Origin of the sequence: Bartonella sp. AC535YNZD (assembly GCF_042196625.1) — a bacterium.
GTDB lineage: Bacteria > Pseudomonadota > Alphaproteobacteria > Rhizobiales > Rhizobiaceae > Bartonella.
On the sequence record NZ_JBHIQP010000009.1, the window covers coordinates 13,647 to 35,738 of the forward strand.

Below are 22,092 nucleotides of genomic sequence, written 5' to 3' on the forward strand. Positions count from 1 at the left end.
AGAGTGTTTGAAAAAGCTGCAAAGGTATTTTCGCAGTATATTATCCTTGATAAGAAAAAACTATTTTTCATAAAGAAAGTAAAAACAATGACAGTTTCTCCTATGAGTGTTTTTCAATCTATATTGTCACGAAAGTCAATTCGCGCTTTTACTGATCAGCCAGTTAGTTTGGAAACAATCAAAGAAATCTTAAAACTTGCAGCACGTGCACCATCTGGAACAAATATTCAGCCATGGCAAGTGATTGTGCTTACAGGAAGTGTATTACAGAAAGTAGGGCAAGAGCTTTCACAACTTGTGCTTTCAGGTGTAAAAGGAGAGCGTGAATATAGTTATTATCCACGTCAGTGGCGTGAGCCTTATATTTCAAGGCGTCGAAAAGTTGGTTTGGATCTTTATCAGAGTCTTGGAATTCAAAAAGGAGATGAAGAAAAAATGCTTCATCAAAAAGCACGAAATTTTTTATTTTTTGATGCACCTGTAGGACTCTTATTTACAATGGATCACGACATGGAAATAGGGAGTTGGCTTGATTTGGGTATGTTTATGCAGACCATTATGTTAGCAGCACGTGGATTTGGATTGGATACCTGTCCCCAAGCAGCTTTTGCTGATTATCATAAACAAATTCGTACGCTTTTATCTGTACCTTCTGATCGGAATATTATCTGTGGTATGGCACTTGGTTATCGCGATATGAGTGCTCCAGAAAACAATTTTGAGACAGAACGAGAACCGTTAGAAAACTTTGTACGTTTCATCGAAGCATGTCCATAAAATATTTTATATCATTAAGCATATACTTTGAAGAACTTGGTGCATTATGAAAAATATGCTTGGTAGAATTTTTTCATTCTTATTAAATTATGATGTTGCATATTAACACTTATTTTACTACGTTCGAAACATTAAGAGAGTGATGACTCTAAGGGCATTGTTCGTTTTGAAGGTTGGCTAATGGAAAGCACTATAGAAAGAGGGTGTTGGGTGGTAGCAAGACGAGCAACATTCGTGTTTATTGCTATCATTTTTTTACTCTATCTCGCAATTTGATTTTAAACAGGACAAACGTTATAGAAAAGCGTATACTCAGACCATATTGGAGTTTTGAGGTGGTTCGTGTTTTTATCTGTTTTTGAACTTTTTAAAATTGGTATTGGTCCTTCTAGCTCACATACGATGGGGCCGATGACAGCGGCTAATATGTTTTTGCAAAGGATACGAGATTTTTCTCAGTTATCTGATAACCAAGTTTCTCGTATACGTGTTTATCTTTATGGTTCTTTAGCTTTCACAGGTATTGGTCATGCGACAGATAGAGCTATCATATTAGGACTTTTAGGAGAAAAAGCGTCTACTGTTGATCCTGATAGCATGGGATTCCTGTTAGAAAAAGTTATACGTGAAAAAAAAGTGCAACCAGAAGGCCATCCCGTTTATCAGTTTGATTTGCAACGTGATCTTATTTTTGAACGAAAGGAAATTCTCCCTGGTCATACGAATGGACTAGCATTTGAAGGGCTTGATACTGATGGGAATGTTCTTTTGCGGCAGATTTATTATTCTATTGGTGGTGGCTTTGTTGTAACTGAGGATGAATTAAGACACATGAATGGTAATATAGAATCAGAAGTGTCTGAGGTGCCATATCCATTTGATTCTGCTCGTACAATGTTATCAATGGCAGAAAAATCAGGATTTTCAATTGCTGAAATGAAACGCTTAAATGAAGAAATAAAAATAGAGCGTTCTTCTCTTGATGCTGGGCTTGATGAAATTTTTTCAGCGATGACAAATTGCATTAATAGAGGTCTTTCACAAGAAGGTGAGTTGCCTGGTGGATTACGTATTCCAAGGCGTGCTAAAAAACTGCATGATACACTTTTGGAAAATCAAAAGAAAAATTGCAATTATCCACTTTTTGCAAATGATTGGCTTTCGGTATATGCTATAGCAGTCAATGAAGAAAATGCAGCAGGTGGTCGTATTGTTACAGCACCAACAAATGGAGCAGCCGGTATCGTCCCAGCCGTTTTGCGTTATTATCTTCAGTTTAATGATGATTCAGATCGAGAGGGAATACATAATTTTCTATTAACGGCAGCAGCTATAGGCGGTGTTATCAAACATAATGCCTCTATTTCTGGTGCAGAAGTTGGGTGTCAAGGTGAAGTTGGAACGGCATCTTCAATGGCCGCAGCAGGGTTGACCGCAGCGTTAGGTGGAACACCAGCTCAAATTGAAAATGCAGCGGAAATTGCGCTTGAACATCATTTAGGAATGACGTGTGATCCTGTTGCAGGTCTTGTACAAGTTCCTTGTATTGAGCGTAATGCAATGGGGGCTGTTAAGGCGGTAACGGCTTCTTCTCTTGCATTACATGGTAATGGAGATCATTTTGTTTCTCTTGATGCTTGTATAGAAACAATGCGCCAGACTGGTCATGATATGAGTGAACGCTATAAAGAGACAAGTAAAGGCGGTCTTGCAGTCAATGCGATATCTTGTTAAGAGCTGGAACATTTTTCAATCCATAACTGGACTTTTGGGAGAGAGATCGTATTTCCTAATAAAGCTTATGTTTTTTGTTCCTTATAAATCAAAGTTCCACTTTAATGCAGCAGTAGTTTGAAATAAATCTGAGATCATTCAGTGTTTTCTTAACGAATAATAGGTGTTGCATGCAAGCTTGGAGGGGAGAGTGTTGTGCATCTGTTTGATTTGTCTCTAAAGTGGGGAAAAAGTGTAATTTGGAAAAAATAAGAAAGCGTAAAGTAAAGTTAGTGATCAATCTGCCATTATTTTTAGCTGGGTTTTATGGCTTTAAAAAGTTTCCATAGCCATATATCTTTTAAGTAATGGAAGATTATGCCTGAGTATCCAAGGAAAATTTGTTTTAAATCTGAATAATTATGATGAAGAGAGTAGAGTTTTAAAGACTTTAATTTTTTAAAAGTGAAGTTTTTTCTACCTAGTATGGTAAAAAATGCCTTGAAAAAAAACACTAATTTACAATAATTAAGAGATATATTGGAAATATCTTTTTTATTTATAAATTTTTTACCGACAAAAAAATTAAAATAAATAATAACGTATACATTAAGAAATATTTATAAAAATTCTCATGAGAATAGAATGCACACAATAGAACATTATCGTGTTACGCGTTCGTGAGTTCGTTTTAAAAAAATATCTCTCAACGCTCCCAAGCTCATTTCACGATGGCACCTGTGAATGATATAACAGTAAATCCATTGAGCTGTCCCCATCTTTATGCTTAATAAAAAGAGTACGCTGGCATGGTTGCACACTTTGCCAGAGCCGCCCCTCTGTACAGGGACAAAGCTCTTGGCATTTGAAACGGTTCATTATAGGCATTTTTAGTCTTTTTGGTACAGTTTCACGCTACACACTAATCTCGCTCATAACATGCAAGAGACGGTTTTGATTGATTCAACATAAACAGATTTTTAATGAGAGAATCTTACGATATTCGAGATTCTCATCTAACATGCAAAATAATTAATTATTTTTATAAATCAGTATCTTGCATATGAATAATATAATGTAAGTTTTCCATGGATGGTATAAAATCTATAGAGTATTAGCATTTTTATTTATAAAGGGAGAAAACCAGCACTATCATCCTTTTTTAAATAGTTTATATGCCAATTTTTCTCGTGATGAGCAAGCGAGCGATTTTGACTGATTCAATATAAGAAGTAGAATAAGAGCATTTTACGAAAATCTCTTATTCAATATGCAAAAAATAAATTATAATTATAAATTAAAATCTTATGGAAATCGTTATTATAATATTTAATCTGATAATTTGTTTACGTTTTTTCATCGATAGTATTTGTATTTTCCAATTTTCTGTGCCTTTTGACATAAATACAAGTAAGAGGAGTGAGATTGTTTTTTTACAGCGTTTATGTTGTATGGGGAGCGTTATTAAGAGAGATTTTCTTTATTGAACTTTTACAATAATCCCATCAAATGATAAGCTTTCATCTAATGAAGCTATTCATTTTTTCCAGAAAGATATCAAGGACAATTTTTTATATTAAATCCAAAAAGTGGAAAAATATTGGGTATTTTTATGTCATTAACAATGTTTTTATTAAAAGCTTGGAGATATTGGATAGTTGGAAAAGCTGTCAGAAAAATTCAACAATTTAAGAAAAAAGTATGTTTATCAAAAGGTTTTCTAAGGCTGTAGATAATGGTTAATAATAAAATAATTTTTTAGAGAGGGTCTGTAGAATTAAATATTTGTTGCTCCTAAACGGATTTTAATAGGCACATTACCAGTTTGGCTCGCAACGCGTAAATGAATGCGTACAGGAGGCATTATGAGACGACGGTTGCGCATTGTTTGGCAAATGAGAAGGTTAACAAGAGACTGTGTATCTAATGCTGTCGAATTATATTTTAAACCAGTAAGTTTTGCGGCAGCATCGTGAAGAGAACGCAATGAAAGGAGGGATGATTGCTTCAATAAAATTTCTTTTTTATGGAATGAAGCAAAAGCATTATCTGTCATAATACTATCCTTAACGCAGAATTCAAAAATTTTTAGTAGGCTACAGTATAGCAGTTAAAATTTGCTTTCTTTAATGTAGAGCAAGCATCAAATGCAGCTTTTTTTGATTGAAACCCTGTAAAGCGTGCTCGGTAATAACGCCGCCCACTTTTTTCAAACAGTTGCATGTGTGAAGATGCATGCTTTAAAGTAGAAAAAGCTATATTTTTTGCTTTTAAAAGTAGAGTTTTTGCTTGTTCTTCACTAGGAAGAGAACCAATTTGGATAGCCCATCCGGCATTTTCGGACAAAGAGACTGTTACAATTTTATGAGTCTCAGCTGGTATAGTTTTTTGAGGATTCGGTATTGGTATAATTACCTTATTTACAGCCGTTATTGCGATATTGGAGTTTTTAGGTTGTTCTGCAAATGCTGTCAACATAGTCGAAATTTCATCGTCAAAATTACTTGAATCAGCTTTAATGGTCGGTATAGGAGTATTGGCCCCAGTGGGTAAGTGATAGCGTACAGAAGCTATTAAACGTTCACCACTTTTCATTTGGCTTGCTTTGGGCAAATATTGATTCAATAAGCTAGCCATATGCTCGTCACGTGCAGTAGATGATTTACCTCCCATAACAACAGCGACAATAGAGCGCCCCTCAAGACGCATCGAAGTTGCTAAATTAGAACCTGACATTTGTGTGTAGCCTGTTTTAATTCCATCGACACCTTTCATTATTTTAACAAGTTTATTGTGGCTGTTAATTTTATGTCCACGGAAATTAAAACTTTTTGTTTTGAACAATTTATATTGTTTGGGAAAATGTTTACGTAAAGCTAATGATAAAGTCGCTATATCTCGTGCTGTAGAATAATTGTGCACATCCGGAAGTCCTGAAGCATTTGCAAAATGTGTATGTTTCATGCCAAGTTTACGGGCTTTTACTGTCATCATTTGAGCGAATTTTTTTTCACTACCTCCAAGATATTCTGCAATGGCAGCAGCAACATCATTTGCGGATCTTGTAATGAGTGCTTTAGCTGCTGATTCTGCAGAAATTGTTTGGCCTGCTTTAAATCCAATTTTTGTCGGTGGACGCATTGCTGCATAATGTGAAACAGGAATTGGTGTATTTGGTGTCACACGACGCATCTGCATAGCTTCAAAGAGGAGGTACAATGTCATCATTTTTGTTAAAGAAGCAGGATAACGTTTCAGTGTTGCATTGGCTTGAAATAGAGTTTTTCCCGTAGTAGCATCTATAACAATAGCCGCATACTTATCAGGATAGGCCCCTTGAGGTGTGGCGGATGCCCAACAGTAAGAAAAAGCTAACATAACAAAAGAAATTGCTATTGTTTTACAGTAGCGCATAATTTTTTGATAATTAATATACACTTGCAGTATCCTATTTCTCCATTTATCCTAAAAAACTTCTATAAAGCTTCCTTTTCTGTAATTTATTGATGCAGTTTAGACGAATGGTATTACTAATTTGTTTACAGAAGTTATTTTATGAGTGAGCGATTGAAGTCTAACCATAGAGGAAATTTTTTTTCTAATACAAACAGGTATTGCAATAGTTATGAAAGAATTTAAAATTAATAAAAATGTGCTGCATGGAAAACGATAATGGGACAGATGCTCATAATAAACTCTATAGCTCGTATTATGCATAATGAAAAGGGCAAGAATTGGGATGAAGGTAGGCATGGTGCGGTTATAATGCCTAAGGCTAGAGAAAAACTTGAAAAACCTAAATTATGTCGCGTTTTTTTGCTTAATGATGATTACACACCTATGGATTTTGTTGTTTTCGTTTTGAAGAACTTTTTTAAAAAAAGTTTCGAAGAGGCAACGCGGATAATGTTAAATGTTCATCACAATGGGATAGGAGAATGTGGGACTTATACTTATGAAGTCGCTGAAATGAAAATATTACAAGTGAGGGAATGTGCGCGTCAAAATGAACATCCGTTACAATGTGTAATGGAATGGAAGTGAGGAGCTATGCCATCTTTTACACCTAGTCTTGAAGAGGTTTTGCATCGTGCATTAACAATTGCTACTCAAGCACGCCATGAATATGCAACACTAGAGCATCTTCTACTTGCGCTGTTAGATGATGCCGATGCAAATTCCGTTATTCAGGCTTGCCAAGTAGATGTGGAGGAATTGCGAGAGCGCTTAACCAATTATCTTCGCTCAGAGTTAGATGAACAGATTAGAGCTGATGAGGATACAAAGCCTACAGCTTTTTTCCAGCGTGTTATCCAACGTGCGGTGATTCATGCACAATCGGCTGGAAAAGATGAAGTATCGGGGGCAAATGTTCTTGTTGCAATTTTTTCTGAACGTGAAAGCCATGCAGCATATTTTCTTCAAGAGATGGGAATGACACGCTATGATGCTGTACGTTTTATTTCACAGGGTGTCACGCGTGATGATGGGTTATCCATGTTACTTGAAGGACTTGAAGAGCAATTAGATCAGCAGATTTCGGACAATAATGAAAGGGTAACAAGTGCTTTAACGAGTTATTGTGTTGATCTCAATTGTAAAGCACGTAATGGGAAAATTGATTTATTAATTGGCCGTGAAATAGAAATTTCACGCATGATTCAGATTTTATGTCGAAGGTCAAAAAATAATCCGCTTTTGGTTGGTGATCCTGGAGTGGGGAAAACCGCTATAATTGAGGGATTGGCAAAGCGCATTGTTGATGGGCAGGTGCCTGAAGTTTTATCAAATGCAACAATATTTTCTCTTGATATGGGGGGGCTTGTTGCTGGTACACGTTATCGCGGTGATTTTGAAGAACGCTTAAAGCAAGTTATTAAAGAGTTTGAGCTATATCCAGATGCTATTTTATTTATTGATGAAATTCATACCTTAATTGGAGCAGGAGCGACATTAGGGGGAAATATGGATGCAGCAAATCTTTTGAAACCTGTATTATCTTCTGGAACTATGCGATGTATTGGTTCGACGACTTACAGAGAATATCGCAAATTCTTTGAACAAGATCGTGCTTTAGAGCGTCGTTTTCAGAAGATTGATATTAATGAACCTTCTGTTACAGATGCGATTAAGATTTTGCAGGGGATGAAGCCTTATTTTGAAGATTTTCATCAGATTAAATATACAGATCAGGCGATGAAGGCATCTGTAGAATTATCTTCACGTTATATAATTGACCGTAGGTTACCTGACAAAGCAATTGATATTATTGATGAAAGTGGAGCAGCGCAAAAGCTTTTGCCACAAAAACAACGCAAGAAGAGTATAGGTGTTAAAGAAATTGAAGCGACTGTTGCTACAATTGCAAGAATTCCACCAAAAACAGTTTCTCGGAATGATCAGAAGATACTGAGTAAGCTTGAAAGAGAACTCAAACATGTTGTTTATGGTCAAGATCAGGCAATTTCCGTCTTAGTTTCATCCATAAAATTGGCGCGAGCAGGTTTACGCGAACCGGATAAACCAATAGGAAGTTATTTATTTTCAGGACCAACAGGTGTAGGAAAAACTGAAGTTGCAAAACAGCTTGCATCATCTTTAGGCATTGAATTATTGCGTTTTGATATGTCAGAATATATGGAACGGCATACGATAGCACGTTTAATCGGAGCACCTCCAGGTTATATAGGGTTTGATCAAGGAGGTCTCCTTACAGATGCCGTTGATCAGAAACCTCACGCAGTTCTATTGCTAGATGAGATTGAGAAAGCGCATCCAGAGTTATTTAATATTTTATTGCAGGTAATGGATTATGGTAGATTAACAGACCATAATGGTAAGAAAATTGATTTCCGCAATGTTATTTTGATTATGACAACCAATGCTGGTGCTTCAGATATGGCAAAATCAGCTATTGGATTTGGGAAAGTACATCGTGATGGTGAGGATATAGAAGCAATCAATCGACTCTTTACACCAGAATTTCGTAATCGGTTAGATGCAATTATTCCGTTTGCACCTTTATCTCATTTAATCATCAATCAGATAGTGCAAAAATTTATTTTTCAGCTTGAAGCACAATTAGCTGATCGGGGAATTTGTTTTGAGTTAAGCCCTTCTGCAACTTTATGGCTTTCTAATAAAGGATATGATTCTCAGATGGGAGCACGCCCATTAGGGCGTGTTATACAAGAATATATTAAAAAGCCATTAGCTGATGAAATTTTATTTGGAAAGTTACGCAATGGTGGTACCGTTCGCGTATTGACACAAAAATCAAATGGTAAAAAAGAAAGCTTACAGTTAGAAATTTCATCTTCCGATATATCTGTAAGTTCAAAGAAAAGTAAAATGGAAAACTTTACAAAAAAACGTGTAGGAAAAAAAAGCACAACAACTTAAAGGTGTGTTATAAAGCTGCACGGATTTTTTTTGCATTCTCTTCAAGTATTTCTGGAGGCGTTACCATATCATTATGAGGGGTAAGCTCTATTCCCTCCATACGTGGTATAATATGAAAATGAAGGTGATAGACGGTTTGTTGACTAGCTGCTTCATTAAATTGCATGACAGTTATGCCATCTGCTTGAAAGGCTTTTTTGACAGCATTTGCAATTTTTTGAACAGCTTTAATAACAGGAAATAATGTTTCAGGATCTGCATCAAGTAAGTTTCTAGAGCCTTTTTTAGGAATGACCAGCGTATGACCTGGTGCCTGTGGCATGATATCCATAAATCCAATAACATCATCATCTTCGTAGACACGAACAGAAGGGATTTCATTGCGAATCAATTTAGCAAAAATATTATTATTGTCATAAGCTTGTTTCATACAAATATTTCCTTTTATCGTAAGTTTAAGATTCTAATTTAAAAACGAAAAAATGCAAGGTTTATCAGAGTGTAAGACAAAGAAGTACTTTGACTTCAGTTATATTTAGGATAATGCACTGTCTTAATGAAGGTTTAAATTTCTATGATGGCTTCAACTTCTACAGGAACATCCATAGGAAGAGAGGCAACACCAATAGCAGAACGGGCGTGTTTTCCAATTTCACCAAGGATATTGACGAATAAATTAGAAGCTCCATTGGCAACAAAAGGAATATCGGTAAAATGAGAATCTACAGCCACAAAAACAGTAATTTTGACCACACGTTTTATTTTATTTAAGTCACCCAGAGTTGCCTTGAGTTGCGCGAGAATATTGAGAGCGCAAGCTTCAGATGCTTTTTGGGCTTGTTCGGTATTCACAGTTGCACCAACTTTACCGATAGCTATAGGTTTTCCATTAATAAGAGGGAGTTGTCCAGAAATAAAGAGTTGATTGCCACTTTGTGAAGTGGTGATGTAATTGGCAAGGGGGGAGATTACTTCAGGAAGAGTGATTCCGAATTTTTCTAAGTTTTTTTCAATCATATTGGTCATAATTTTAACTCCATAGCTGCTTTATAATATATTCATTGCATAATCTATTTTTTGATTTAAGAAAATGTGTGGTTAATTGAGAAATTAGCCTTTTTTGCCTTATTGTATGATGTTATGCAACGGGGATAAAGTTCGGAAGTTGGGAATGATTAGATCATTATTTATAATAATTTTATATATTGTTTTTTTATGTACTGCGAGAGCTGAAGAGCCCATTTTTATTGTGCCTCATCGAGCAATTTATGATTTTCATCTCGATAGTGTTTCTCATGAAATGACAATTTCTGCGATGTCAGGACGAATGGTTTACGAGCTCACTGGTTCGGCATGCCAGGGCTATAGCACACGTTTTCGTTTCATTAGCCGTGTTCACATTGAAGATATGCCAGTACGTTTGACGGATCAACAGACGACGAGTTATGAAACAGGAGACAGCCGTATATTTCGTTTTAATATTACAGATCAAGAGGGAGAAGAGGTTGTGCATCGTGCCGAGGGGGTTGCGGAGCGTACGCAAGATGGTATTACAGTTACCTTAAAAAAGCCAAAGGGAAAAGAGTATAAGCTTGCAATGGCTGAATTTCCAATGATGCAACTAAAAAATATTATCCGCCATGCAAAAGCAGGAGATCATTTTTACAATGTTACTGTATTTGATGGGACAAATAAAGCAGATAAAGTTATAAAAGAAAGTATCGTCATAGGGGAAAAGAAAACGCTTTTATCTGATAGCGAAACGGAAAAAGTAAGAAAATTGGATGAAGAAGAATATTGGCCTGTTACAATTTCTTATTTTGATGATGGAGAAAATAAAGATGGTTTGCCGGTTTATCGTAGCAGTTTTCTCTTACATGAGAATGGTGTCATGCGAGATCTTCATATAGATTATGGAACTTTTTCAGTGCGTGCAAAATTGAACAGTCTCGAATTCTTGGAACTTGGAAAAGATCTTAATCAATGTGAAAATGCAAATATTAAATGATTAAAGAAAATAACTTGAAAAAGAATCAAATATTAGTATGTTTGCGCTATTCCACACGCGGAGTCTGGGTGTTTGCAAATGATCTGTGAGAAACTTCTAGCAAGCATCCGCCGGTAGCAGGTCTTCCTGCTTTTTCCGCGGAGGTTGAACCGGAAAGGATAAGATTTATGGCACTACCCGATTTTACTATGCACCAGCTTTTAGAAGCCGGTGTGCATTTTGGTCACCAGACTCATCGCTGGAATCCCAAAATGACTCCCTATATTTATGGTCAGCGTAATAATATCCATATTATTGACCTTGCTCAGACCGTTCCACTTTTACATCAAGCACTTAAACTTGTTTCAGATACTGTAGCGCGTGGTGGTCGTATTCTCTTTGTTGGTACGAAACGACAAGCATCTGACATTATCGCTGATGCGGCCAATCGTTCTGCTCAATATTACGTTAATGCGCGTTGGCTTGGTGGCATGCTCACAAATTGGAAAACGATTTCCAATTCAATACATCGTTTGCGTAAGCTTGACAAAATTCTTGCCGCTGAAGCACAAGGCTTTACCAAAAAAGAACGTTTAAATCTCGAACGTGATCGTGAAAAGCTTAATCGTGCGCTTGGTGGTATTAAAGATATGGGTTCTGTTCCAGATCTTATATTTGTTATCGATACAAATAAAGAAAATATTGCACTCCAAGAAGCAAAGCGTTTGGGTATTCCTGTAATTGCTATTATTGATACCAATTGTGATCCCGATGACGTGACACATCCAATACCAGGTAATGACGATGCTTCACGTGCAATTTCTCTTTATTGCGATCTTTTTGCCCGTGCTGCTCTTGATGGTATTGCACGCCAGCAAGGAGCAATGGGTATCGATTTAGGAGCTCAAGTTGATGCACCTATGGAGCCTATTTTGGAAGAAAATGCAGTTTCAGAGGTTTCTGAATAATATAAAATGCCTAACTAAGGTACTTTTATTGTCTAAAGAAGAAGTTATAGGCGTGCAGAGGGATTTTGCACGCTTTCACTGTTACAAAATAAAGAGGCAAATATGAGCATTACTGCTGCACAAGTAAAAGAACTTCGAGAACTATCTGGCGCTGGTATGATGGACTGTAAAGCCGCCCTAGCAGAGACCAATGGTGATATGGAAGCTGCTGTTGATTGGCTTCGTAAAAAAGGAATAGCTAAAGCAGATAAAAAGGCTGGTCGTACAGCAGCTGAGGGATTAATCGGAGTCGTATCAAAAGATTCACATGCAGTTTTGGTTGAGATTAATTCTGAAACAGATTTTGTTGCACGCAATGATGGATTCCAAGACATCGTGCGTAAAGTAGCAACTGCTGCCTTAGATACGTCAGGGGATGTTGAATCTGTTTCTGTTTCTCTTTATCCAGGTTCTGAGAAGACTGTAGAGCTTACAATTAAAGATGCAATTGGCACAATTGGCGAAAATATGACATTTCGTCGTTCCGCTAAATTGTCTGTTGAGAATGGTGTTGTTGCGACTTATATACACAATAGTGTGGCTGATGGGCTTGGAAAACTTGGTGTTTTGGTTGCGATTGAGACAACAGGAAATAAAGAGGCTGCTCTTGCTTTTGGTCGGCAGGTCGCAATGCATATTGCGGCAACCAATCCATTAGCACTTACAGCACAAGGTGTTGATGCTTCTGCTGTTGAACGTGAAAAAGCAATTTTTTCAGATCAAGCACGTCAGTCTGGAAAGCCTGAAAATATCATTGAAAAAATGGTAGAAGGGCGTATGCGTAAATTTTTTGAAGAGGTTGTTTTGCTTTCACAGGCTTTTGTTATGAATCCTGATATGACTGTTGAGGCAGCTTTAAAGGACGCTGAGAAATCAATTGGTGCACCAGCAAAAATCACAGGCTTTATTCGTTTTGCACTAGGTGAAGGTGTAGAAAAAGAGGAGTCTGATTTTGCTGCAGAGGTTGCTGCTGCTGTAAAAGGCTAGTTATTGCAAACTCTTGATCAGAGATTTAAAGTCATATCATTGGTTGTAGAATCTCTGAGGGGAACAGTGTAATTGTTGAGAGGGCGTCACGTGAAAAAAGTGGTGCCCTTCGTGATGTCAAAAGCAAAAAGTAAATGAGCTTTTGGGGAGATTATTAATGGCATTAGCACTTCCGTATAAACGTATTCTTTTAAAGGCTTCTGGTGAAGCTCTTATGGGAGGGCAGAATTTTGGCATTGATGTTTCTGTTGTAGACCGTATTGCCGCTGATATTGCAGAAGTGCGCGCAATGGGGATAGAGGTTGCGGTTGTGATAGGTGGGGGAAATATTTTTCGTGGCGTTGCTGTTGCTTCGCATGGTGGAGAGCGAGTGACAGGTGATCATATGGGAATGCTTGCAACGGCTATTAACTCTTTAGCATTGCGAACATCATTGACAAAATTAGGCGTTGAAACGGTTGTACTCTCTGCGATTGCTATGCCACAAATTTGTGAAAGTTTCTCGCAACGTAAAGCAATAGCTTATATGAATCAGGGAAAAGTTGTTATTTTTGCAGGGGGTACAGGAAATCCATTTTTTACCACTGATTCTGCTGCCACTTTACGTGCAGCAGAAATTGGTGCGGATGTCCTTCTTAAAGGAACACAAGTTGATGGTATTTATTCAGCAGATCCAAAAATAGACCCTACGGCTAAGCGTTTTGACCAATTAACACATGTTGAAGTTTTGCAATGGGGATTATCTGTTATGGATTCAACGGCGGTCACTTTAGCACGTGAGAACAATGTACCGATTATTGTGTACTCCATTCATGAAAAAGGCGGTTTGGCTAAGGTTTTGAATGGAACAGGACGCTTTACAATAGTATCGGAATAAGGGTAAGCTTCAAAGAACAATTGAAGGAGACAGAAATATGAATGTTACATCAATTATGGATGATCTGAAACGTCGCATGGATGGTGCTATTACGGCTTTTAAACATGAATTAGGTGGTTTGCGGACTGGACGTGCATCGGCCAGTTTATTAGAACCGTTGACCGTTGAATCTTATGGTTCTGTTGTGCATATAAATCAAGTTGCTAATATTTCTGTTCCTGAACCTCGGATGCTTTCTGTTTCTGTATGGGATAAAACGATGGTCGGAGCTGTAGAGCGCGCTATTCGCGATTCTGGTCTTGGTTTAAATCCCATAACTGATGGTACGAATTTACGTATTCCTTTGCCTGAGTTGAATGAAGAGCGCCGTAAAGAACTTGTAAAAATTGCGCATCACTATGCAGAGCAAGCGCGTGTTGCTACACGTCATGTTCGTCGGGATGGTCTGGACAATTTGAAAAAGTTAGAAAAAGATGGTGAAATTGGACAAGATGAAGCCCATAGTTTGTCTGAGAAAGTTCAAAAACTCACAGATGAAACTATTGCTGATATTGATAAAATTTTAGCCGTAAAAGAATCTGAAATTATGCACGTTTAAGACGATTTTGTCGCTAGAAAAAGGATGTTATATTCCTAGCCTGTAAATTGTTTCTAGGGATAATTGTAGGGCGTGGTGTGCTCTGTGGTAGCAAGGTGTTATGCAGGAAGGTATTCTATCATTTTGATATGGGAGAGACTGATTTGAAAGGGCAGATGTTTTAATTTTTTAGTCTGCGTGGTAAATCATGCCCTTTGGTGGGAGACACTATTTAACAGCATGGTGCGGTTTTTTAGTTGAACATGTCTTTGTTAAAATGCATAATGAAAGCATTATTAGAAATTATTCAAATATTCTAAGATGAAGGTTGGGGAAAGAATATAATGAAAAAAACAAGCCTAACCTTTCTCTTATTTCTCATTATAAAACATGTGAGTATAATTGATCAAGCAGATGTTATGTGGCGTAATTCGTTTTTTAATGACGAATAGTTGATAGAAAAGTGTTTTTATACGAAACCTATATTAGTTAATTTGTATGGGGCAGAGGTAACTGCTTTTTTATTTTATATTTGAGAAAATATTAAAAAAATATTTTATAATTTTGACGGAGATTTTTGAAGCTGTTTTCATTGATTATTAGTTTCATAAGCGCTATCTTAGTAGACTGAATTATTTATGATAAATTATAAGAGAAATTATACAAGTATGAGATAAAAATACTGCGTAGGGGAGTTTTTCTTGCGTTAATTTTAGAGCTTGTATTTTCTATTTTTATTGTTTGGATGTTGTTTTGTCTAATTTGGTTTATCGTATTCTGACAGCTTTTGTTTTTGGCATTATTGCGTTGTATCTAACATGGTTGGGAGGAAATTTCTTTTTTTTATTTGTATGGTGTATTGGCGGTTTTGTTCTTTATGAGTGGATGAGTATTACTAAAGAGAAATGGTGTATTTTACAAAAAATATTAGCAAGTATCTTTTATTTAATCTTTGGCTTTTTTTTAGTGTTGAGTGTATCTGCTTCATTGATTTTTTGTGTTTTAATCGTTTTAGCTACAGTGTTAGCTATTATATCTATAAAAAAGAGTGGTTGGGTTTTTTGTGGTTTTTTATATGCCTCTTTTCCTGTTGTTGCTTTATGCTTTCTACGGGATCATGAACTGTTGGGGTTCCAAGTTGTTATTTTCTTATTTACGATAGTGTGGGGAACAGATATTGGTGGTTATTTTATCGGACGTGCATTAGGGGGCCCTAAATTAGCACCACAATTTTCTCCTAATAAAACATGGTCAGGAGCACTTGGTGGTACATTTGTCGGAGTTTTCGGTGGTATATGGGTTGCTTTTGGATTTTTTGATATAAATTTAGCCAGTTTTTTTGTGCCACTCCTTACACTTGTTTTGTCAATTGTTTCACAATTGAGTGATTTAGGGCAATCATGGCTCAAAAGACGGTTTTCTGTTAAAGATTCTAGTTCTTTATTGCCTGGACATGGTGGTTTTATGGATCGTATAGATGGATTGGTAGGGGCAGCTTTTCTTCTTTATTTAATTGGTTCATTTATGTCTGATATGGATGCGCCTTTTAATCTTTTTAGTATGATCTAATTGGGAGAAGATAGTTTGGAGCTTTTAAATCATATCGTCACTATGGGTGATTTTCTTTTAAGAAGTTTGAGTATTCTTTTCATCATTATGATTATCATTTTTGTGCACGAATTTGGGCACTATCTCATTGGTCGGTTGTGTGGTATTAAGGCGTTAATTTTTTCGCTTGGATTTGGACCAGAAATAGCGAGTTATACAGATAAGCATGGCACGAAGTGGCGTTTAGCACTTATCCCCTTAGGAGGTTATGTAAAATTTGTTGGGGATGAGGAAAAAATCGATACGGAATCATCCCAATCATCTCTGATTGTTGATGGTTCATTTGCTAGTGCGCATGCTTGGAAAAAAGCAGCAACTGTTTTTGCCGGTCCTTTCTTCAATGCTCTTTTTACTGTTGTTATTCTAACATTTTTTTTCTTTATCTATGGTCGTGTAGCCATTGAGCCCGTTGTTGGTTCTTTGGTAAAAGATAGCCCTGCTCTTCAATCCGGTTTGGAATTAGGTGATCGTTTTGTTGAAATGGATGGACGACGGGTTGAAAGCTTTGAAGATTTGATGAATTATGTAGCTTTTCACGGAAGAGAACCCATAGAGTTTAAAATAGAACGCATGGGGCGAGTCTTTACAACGATGATTACCCCAAAAGTCGTTGAGCGAGATGATGGATTTGGTAATCGAACACGAAGTGCTATGATAGGTGTAGGTGTTCCTGTTGATTTAAATAATCCTGCACATTTAGATCCAACTTATATAAAACATATTCGCTATGGTTTTGTAACAGCTGTAAGAAAAGCGTCAGATCGTACTGTGTTTATCGCCACTCAAACTGTTCTTTTTATGAGTCGTTTAATAGGAGGCAAAGAGGATCATTGTCGGCTAAGTGGACCTTCTAAAACCGTTAAAATTGCTTGGAAAGTGAGCGAGACAGGTTTTATCTCTTTGTTGAATTTGGCAGCTTTTCTTTCAATAAGTGTTGGGCTTATTAACCTTTTTCCGATTCTACCGCTTGACGGTGGGCATCTTTTATTTCATGTCATTGAGGTCATTACTGGGAAGACAATATCCACTCAAATTCAGGGAATCTTTTTTCGTTTAGGTTTTTCCATTCTTCTCCTTTTTATGATCTTTGTCTTTTTTAATGATTATTTTTGTTGGTTTAGCTAATTAAATTATGGAAAATGCTTTATAAATTAAGTAATAATAGCAAAAACAAATTGAAGGTTGTTTACCATGTCTACAAAATGTTGTGGCGTTGTACATTATAATGAGTAATTAAGGAATGAAAAGTCTCGCTGTAAAAAGGTTGTTATGGCAGTTAGCTTTTTAAGGCATCATGTCCAAGGAACGAGAGTAAGGTAAAAAAGCCAATGACTACGAATTCAAAGTTTTTAAATGCAGCATCTGTATTGGTGTTAAAGATGGGGATGATTGCCCCTGCAACGGTTTTTATGTCAATTGCTGCGGTCGGAGAAATACAAGCGTCTGTAGTCCGCTCTATTGAGGTTCGTGGGAATAAGTTTGTAAGTTCTCAGGCGATTCGAGACAATATGGGGATTAAGGTTGGGCAAGGTGTTTCCAGTGGTGATGTTGATAGTGCTGTGAAGAACCTTTTCGAATTGGGTTTATTTTATGATGTTAAAATAAATCCGGTGGGTGATAAATTGGTTGTATTCGTAAAAGAATATGAGGTTGTCAATCAAATATTGTTTCAAGGAAATAAATCTTTTAAAGACCCAGATCTTAAGCGGTTTATTTCTTTAAAACCGAATGAGCCTTTTAATTCTGCTAAGCTTTCTGCTGATATAAATACAATTCGTGAGGCTTATAAAACTCTTGGTCGTAATAATATCACTGTTAACGTTCAAACGATTAACCTTGGAAAAGGGCGGGTTAATGTGGTATTTAATGTCGTTGAAGGGAAAAAAACAAAGATTGGTGATATTACTTTTAAGGGAAATAATGTCTTTGGAAGTCGCCGTTTGCGTGATGTGATTTCAACAAAAACTTCAGGAATTTTTTCGAAGTTGTTGGGAGGTGATGTTTATAGTGAAGAGCGCCTCGCTGTTGATGAAGAAGCTTTACGTCGCTTTTATTATAACCGTGGTTATGCAGATTTTCGTGTAGTCTCTTCTAAAGCAACTTTTGATGCAGCAAGCAATACGTATAAAATTTCTTTTGTTCTTGATGAAGGGGCGCGTTATAAAATTAGTGATATTCAAGTTGAAAGTGATGTCGATGGAATTGACGTTCAATCTGTAAAAAGGATGCTTAAAACCCAGCCAGGTAATGTTTATAGTGCAGAAGATATTGAACAGTCTGTTGCAACTATTAATAACAAAGTTGCTGATTCGGGATATGCTTTTGCTAAAGTTGAACCGCGGGGAAATCGTAATTTAGCAAATCATACAATTTCAATTTTATATAATATTGAACAGGGTACACGTGCTTATATTCAGCGTATTGATATACGTGGTAATGAGAAAACGCGTGATTATGTCATTCGTCGTGAGATTGATTTGAATGAAGGAGATGCCTACAATCAAACTTTATTACAGCGGGCAAAACGTCGTCTAGAAAGTTTAGGTTTTTTCAAAGCCGTTAATATTTCAATGGTTCCTACCGAGCAATCTGACCAAGTTGTTTTGGTGATAGATGTCGTTGAAGCCTCAACAGGAGATCTCTCTCTTTCAGGGGGGTATACAACGGGGGGAACAAGTCCTGGTATGTCACTTGAAGTTTCTGTTACTGAACGTAATCTTGGGGGACGTGGTCAATATGTTCGTTTAGGATTAGGTGCGGGGCAAGAAAAATCTCGTAATTATAATTTATCATTTGTTGATCCTTATTTCTTAGGGTATCGTTTATCTGCTGGCGTTGATGTTTTTCGTAGTACTTATCGTGCTGATAAAGCCTATGATGTACGGCAGACAGGTGGATCACTGCGGTTTTCGTTACCTATTAATAATCAATTATCTGCTAATGTAGCTTATTCTTATGTGCAGGAAGAATATGATTTTGGCGGAGAGTATGATTTTGACAAAGAGAGTGACATAATAGAATTATATGGGAAATATTCTGGTGCGATTGTTCAAGCTGCAAAACACAGCCCTTGGAAACGTTCATCAATTAGTTATGGTTTCACCTATAATACGATTGATGATATGAGATCCCCCCATGATGGGTGGTATGTGCATCTGCTTCAGGAATATGCAGGGCTTGGTGGGAGTGCAAAGTTCTTGAAGACCACGGGTAAGGCGATGATGTACAAGACTCTTTCTGACCAGAAGGATATTGTTGGTTTGCTTTCCTTTGGGGGTGGTTATATCCACGGAATGGGCCGAGATGGTGTTCGTATTTTCGATATGTTTAAGGCGAATACTGATATAATCAGAGGGTTCAAATATAATGGGATAGGCCCACGTCAGGTTTCCAATAAGGGTGAAGTTTATTTCTTAGGGGGAACAACATATATGAATGCGACTGCTGAAGTACAGTTTCCTATTCCTGTTGTGCCTGAAGGATTTGGGTTGCGCGGTGCTTTATTTGCGGATATTGCCACGCTTTATGGTAATAATTATAAGGCAGTTTTTAAAGGTGAGCCGCCTGTTACCAATACCAAAAGTGCTTGGCGCTCATCTGCAGGTGTGAGTTTGATGTGGGATTCTCCGTTTGGTCCTTTGCGTTTTGATTATGCTTGGCCAATAATGAAGCAGGAGGGGGATCGTGTGCAGCAATTAAACTTTGGTATTTCTACAAAGTTCTGATTTGAGCGATTTTAAGAAGGAAAAACTTGAAGAGAATAGCTTAAGCTGGGAGAGAAAGTGTTTTGATGGCGGATACATTTTTTTTTACGCCGTCCCGACGATTGACAGTTGCAAATGCTGCTGAGTTGACGGGTGCAAAGCTTCTTAATCCAGAGTTTTCTCATAAAGTTATCAATACTCTTTCTTCACTTGAGAGTGCTGTGGAGGGTTCGCTTGTTTTTGTAGAGCATCGGAAGTTTTCTGATGCTTTGCTGGATAGTTCTGCTGTTGCTGTTTTGTGTACGAATGAGATTGTTTTTAAAGTTCCCGAAACTATGGCAATTTTGGTGACATCCACACCACAGCGTGACTTTGCTCAGATTGGTCGTATTTTGTTTCCAGATTCTGTTAAGCCAATACCTTGGTTGGGGAAGAAGGGGATTTCATCGCATGCGCATATTCATCCAACGGCTAAGTTGGCGCATGATGTGTGTATTGAAGCGGGAGCTGTTATTGGTAAAAATGTTGAGATTGGTGCAGGAACTCTTATCTCATCCACAGCTGTTATCGGTGAAAATTGCCGTATTGGATGTGACTGCTATATTGCTCCTAAGGTAACAGTTCAGTGTTCTATAATAGGTGATAAAGTTCAGCTTTATCCTGGTGTTTGCATTGGACAAGATGGTTTTGGTTATGTTGGGGGCGTTTCTGGAATCGAGAAAATTCCACAGCTTGGTCGCGTTATTATTGAGGATGGTGTAGAAGTTGGTGCGAACACGACAATTGATCGTGGAACATTTCAAGATACTGTTATTGGTGAAGGAAGCAAGATTGATAATCTTGTACAAATTGCCCACAATGTAAAAATTGGTCGCTATTGTCTTATTGCCGCTCAATGTGGCATTGCGGGAAGTACATCTATAGGGGATATGTCTCAGCTTGGTGGAAGTGTGGGAGTAGCTGATCACATCATAATAGGTAAATCTGTTCAGATTGCTGCTCGTAGTGGTGTTATGAATGACATTCCGGATGGCGAAAAATGGGGAGGTAGTCCAGCGCGACCATTTAAACAATGGTTTCGTGAAGTAGCGGCGTTGCGCAGTATGGGAAAAGTTAAAAAGGAGAAACGCTGATATGATCAGCAGTGAAAAAACTAAAAACTTAGAGGCTGTCGATATTGAAAAACTATTATCAATATTACCGCACCGTTATCCATTTTTATTAATTGATCGTATCGTTGATATTGATGGTGAACAAGAAGCGATTGGTATTAAAAATATAACGATTAACGAGCCACATTTTACAGGACATTTTCCCTCAAAGCCTGTTATGCCTGGAGTTTTGATTTTAGAAGCTATGGCACAAACGGCAGGAGCAATAGCACTTTTAAATTTAGGCAATAAGCAAACAAATTTAGTTTACCTTATGACGGTTGATAATGCGAAATTTCGTAAGCCGGTTATGCCTGGTGATCAGCTCAAGATTCATGTTCAGCTTTTGAAAAAAAGATCTGGTATGAGACGTTTTTCATGTGTTGCAAAAGTAGAAGATGTCCGTGTCGCTGAAGCAGAAATTGCTGCGATGATTGTTGAAAAAGAATAAACGATATTTGATAGGAATTTAAAAATGTCCGGTACGAAAATCCATCCAACTGCTCTTGTGGAGAAGGGAGCGCAGCTTGGTGAGAATGTATGCGTTGGGCCGTTTTGCCATATTAGTTCAGAGGCTGTTATTGGTGATGAATGTAGTTTGACAAGTCATGTTGTAATAATGGGAAAGACGACTTTAGGAGCTAAGAGTAAAGTATTTTCTCATGCAGTTTTGGGAGCTGAACCGCAAAATAATAAACATAAAGGAGGGGCTACGACTCTTTTTATTGGTAAGAATTGTACGATTCGTGAAGGTGTAACAATGCATAGGGGTTCCGATTCGAGTGTAGGAATGACAGTTGTTGGTGATAATTGCCAATTTTTTTGTTATGCGCATATCGCTCACGATTGTCATGTAGGCAATCATGTAACATTTGCCAATAACGTAATGATTGCTGGTCATGTTACTGTTGGTGATTATGTGATTATCGGGGGTGGAGCTGCTGTTCATCAATTTGTTCGTGTTGGACATCATGCATTTATTGGCGGTGTATCTGCACTAGTTGGTGATCTGATTCCTTATGGAACAGCTGTTGGTGTGCAGGCAAAACTTGCCGGACTTAATATTATTGGCATGAAGCGTGCAGGCCTTGGGCGTCAGGATATTCACGCACTACGTCATGCGGTTGCGATGCTTTTTGATCATAGCAAACCATTTAAAGAGCGTGTTAGTGATGTTGCTTCTTTTTATTCTTCTTCTCAGTCTGTTTCTGAAGTTGTTAATTTTATTAAAGAAGAAGGAAAGCGTTTTTATTGTACACCAAAATTTGAAGATAATAGAATAAAAGAACATAAGGATTAAAA

Annotated in this window: 19 protein-coding genes; 15 read left to right on the plus strand and 4 right to left on the minus strand. The window is 37.3% G+C overall.

Features of this window, described 5'->3' with window-relative positions:
• The first annotated feature begins 87 nt into the window (after positions 1 to 87).
• Entirely contained in the window at positions 88 to 777 is a 690-nt protein-coding gene (locus tag ACFIM8_RS06445) for a nitroreductase (RefSeq protein WP_375607225.1), read from the plus strand.
• A gap of 342 nt (positions 778 to 1,119) precedes the next feature.
• Entirely contained in the window at positions 1,120 to 2,511 is a 1,392-nt protein-coding gene (locus ACFIM8_RS06450) for an L-serine ammonia-lyase (protein ID WP_375607224.1), read from the plus strand.
• 1,756 nt (positions 2,512 to 4,267) lie between these two features.
• Here the strand turns inward: ACFIM8_RS06450 and ACFIM8_RS06455 are convergent.
• Together ACFIM8_RS06455 and ACFIM8_RS06460 are read right to left on the minus strand one after the other, a co-directional pair.
• Positions 4,268 to 4,546, minus strand: a complete 279-nt coding sequence (locus tag ACFIM8_RS06455; protein ID WP_273790659.1) for a hypothetical protein — start codon at positions 4,544 to 4,546, stop codon at positions 4,268 to 4,270.
• 32 nt (positions 4,547 to 4,578) lie between these two features.
• Complete coding sequence (locus ACFIM8_RS06460) at positions 4,579 to 5,928, minus strand: D-alanyl-D-alanine carboxypeptidase (RefSeq protein WP_375607223.1); 1,350 nt, start codon at positions 5,926 to 5,928, stop codon at positions 4,579 to 4,581.
• 234 nt (positions 5,929 to 6,162) lie between these two features.
• Here ACFIM8_RS06460 and clpS point away from each other — a divergent pair, with 234 nt between their 5' ends.
• Positions 6,163 to 6,534, plus strand: coding sequence for an ATP-dependent Clp protease adapter ClpS (clpS, locus tag ACFIM8_RS06465; RefSeq protein ID WP_375607222.1), 372 nt, complete (start codon positions 6,163 to 6,165; stop codon positions 6,532 to 6,534).
• Positions 6,535 to 6,540: 6 nt separating this feature from the next.
• Positions 6,541 to 8,892 (plus strand): ATP-dependent Clp protease ATP-binding subunit ClpA, encoded by a 2,352-nt coding sequence (gene clpA / locus ACFIM8_RS06470; protein WP_375614671.1) that lies wholly within the window; start codon positions 6,541 to 6,543, stop codon positions 8,890 to 8,892.
• A 7-nt stretch (positions 8,893 to 8,899) separates the two neighbouring features.
• Here the strand turns inward: clpA and ACFIM8_RS06475 are convergent, their stop codons facing one another.
• A complete protein-coding gene (locus tag ACFIM8_RS06475) occupies positions 8,900 to 9,322 on the minus strand; it encodes an HIT family protein (RefSeq protein ID WP_375607220.1) in 423 nt (140 codons plus the stop codon).
• 134 nt (positions 9,323 to 9,456) lie between these two features.
• A complete protein-coding gene (locus ACFIM8_RS06480) occupies positions 9,457 to 9,918 on the minus strand; it encodes a RidA family protein (protein ID WP_375607219.1) in 462 nt (153 codons plus the stop codon).
• 145 nt (positions 9,919 to 10,063) lie between these two features.
• Between ACFIM8_RS06480 and ACFIM8_RS06485 the strand changes: the two genes are divergently transcribed.
• The 11 genes from ACFIM8_RS06485 to lpxA all read left to right on the plus strand — a co-directional run bounded on the left by ACFIM8_RS06485 (position 10,064) and on the right by lpxA (position 22,090).
• Positions 10,064 to 10,900, plus strand: coding sequence for a cell envelope integrity EipB family protein (locus tag ACFIM8_RS06485; protein ID WP_375614672.1), 837 nt, complete (start codon positions 10,064 to 10,066; stop codon positions 10,898 to 10,900).
• Between the two features lie 167 nt (positions 10,901 to 11,067).
• A complete protein-coding gene (gene rpsB, locus ACFIM8_RS06490; protein ID WP_375607217.1) occupies positions 11,068 to 11,847 on the plus strand; it encodes a 30S ribosomal protein S2 in 780 nt (259 codons plus the stop codon).
• Between the two features lie 102 nt (positions 11,848 to 11,949).
• Positions 11,950 to 12,873: a translation elongation factor Ts gene (gene tsf, locus ACFIM8_RS06495; RefSeq protein ID WP_375607216.1), complete on the plus strand. Its 924-nt coding sequence runs from the start codon at positions 11,950 to 11,952 to the stop codon at positions 12,871 to 12,873.
• A gap of 157 nt (positions 12,874 to 13,030) precedes the next feature.
• Positions 13,031 to 13,750 (plus strand): UMP kinase, encoded by a 720-nt coding sequence (pyrH, locus tag ACFIM8_RS06500; RefSeq protein ID WP_375610636.1) that lies wholly within the window; start codon positions 13,031 to 13,033, stop codon positions 13,748 to 13,750.
• Positions 13,751 to 13,787: 37 nt separating this feature from the next.
• Positions 13,788 to 14,348 carry a ribosome recycling factor gene (gene frr / locus ACFIM8_RS06505; protein ID WP_273790667.1) on the plus strand — a complete coding sequence of 187 codons (561 nt, stop codon included), beginning with the start codon at positions 13,788 to 13,790 and terminating at the stop codon, positions 14,346 to 14,348.
• Positions 14,349 to 15,080: 732 nt separating this feature from the next.
• The gene (locus ACFIM8_RS06510; RefSeq protein ID WP_375607214.1) at positions 15,081 to 15,896 is read left to right on the plus strand and encodes a phosphatidate cytidylyltransferase; all 816 of its coding nucleotides are present in this window, start codon (positions 15,081 to 15,083) and stop codon (positions 15,894 to 15,896) included.
• A gap of 15 nt (positions 15,897 to 15,911) precedes the next feature.
• Positions 15,912 to 17,060, plus strand: coding sequence for an RIP metalloprotease RseP (gene rseP, locus ACFIM8_RS06515; RefSeq protein ID WP_375614673.1), 1,149 nt, complete (start codon positions 15,912 to 15,914; stop codon positions 17,058 to 17,060).
• A gap of 203 nt (positions 17,061 to 17,263) precedes the next feature.
• Positions 17,264 to 19,660 (plus strand): outer membrane protein assembly factor BamA, encoded by a 2,397-nt coding sequence (gene bamA, locus ACFIM8_RS06520; protein ID WP_375607212.1) that lies wholly within the window; start codon positions 17,264 to 17,266, stop codon positions 19,658 to 19,660.
• Positions 19,661 to 19,725: 65 nt separating this feature from the next.
• Entirely contained in the window at positions 19,726 to 20,772 is a 1,047-nt protein-coding gene (gene lpxD, locus ACFIM8_RS06525; protein WP_375614674.1) for a UDP-3-O-(3-hydroxymyristoyl)glucosamine N-acyltransferase, read from the plus strand.
• Between the two features lies 1 nt (position 20,773).
• Positions 20,774 to 21,241, plus strand: a complete 468-nt coding sequence (gene fabZ, locus ACFIM8_RS06530; protein ID WP_375607210.1) for a 3-hydroxyacyl-ACP dehydratase FabZ — start codon at positions 20,774 to 20,776, stop codon at positions 21,239 to 21,241.
• Positions 21,242 to 21,265: 24 nt separating this feature from the next.
• Entirely contained in the window at positions 21,266 to 22,090 is an 825-nt protein-coding gene (gene lpxA / locus ACFIM8_RS06535; protein WP_375610638.1) for an acyl-ACP--UDP-N-acetylglucosamine O-acyltransferase, read from the plus strand.
• Positions 22,091 to 22,092: the final 2 nt, after the last annotated feature.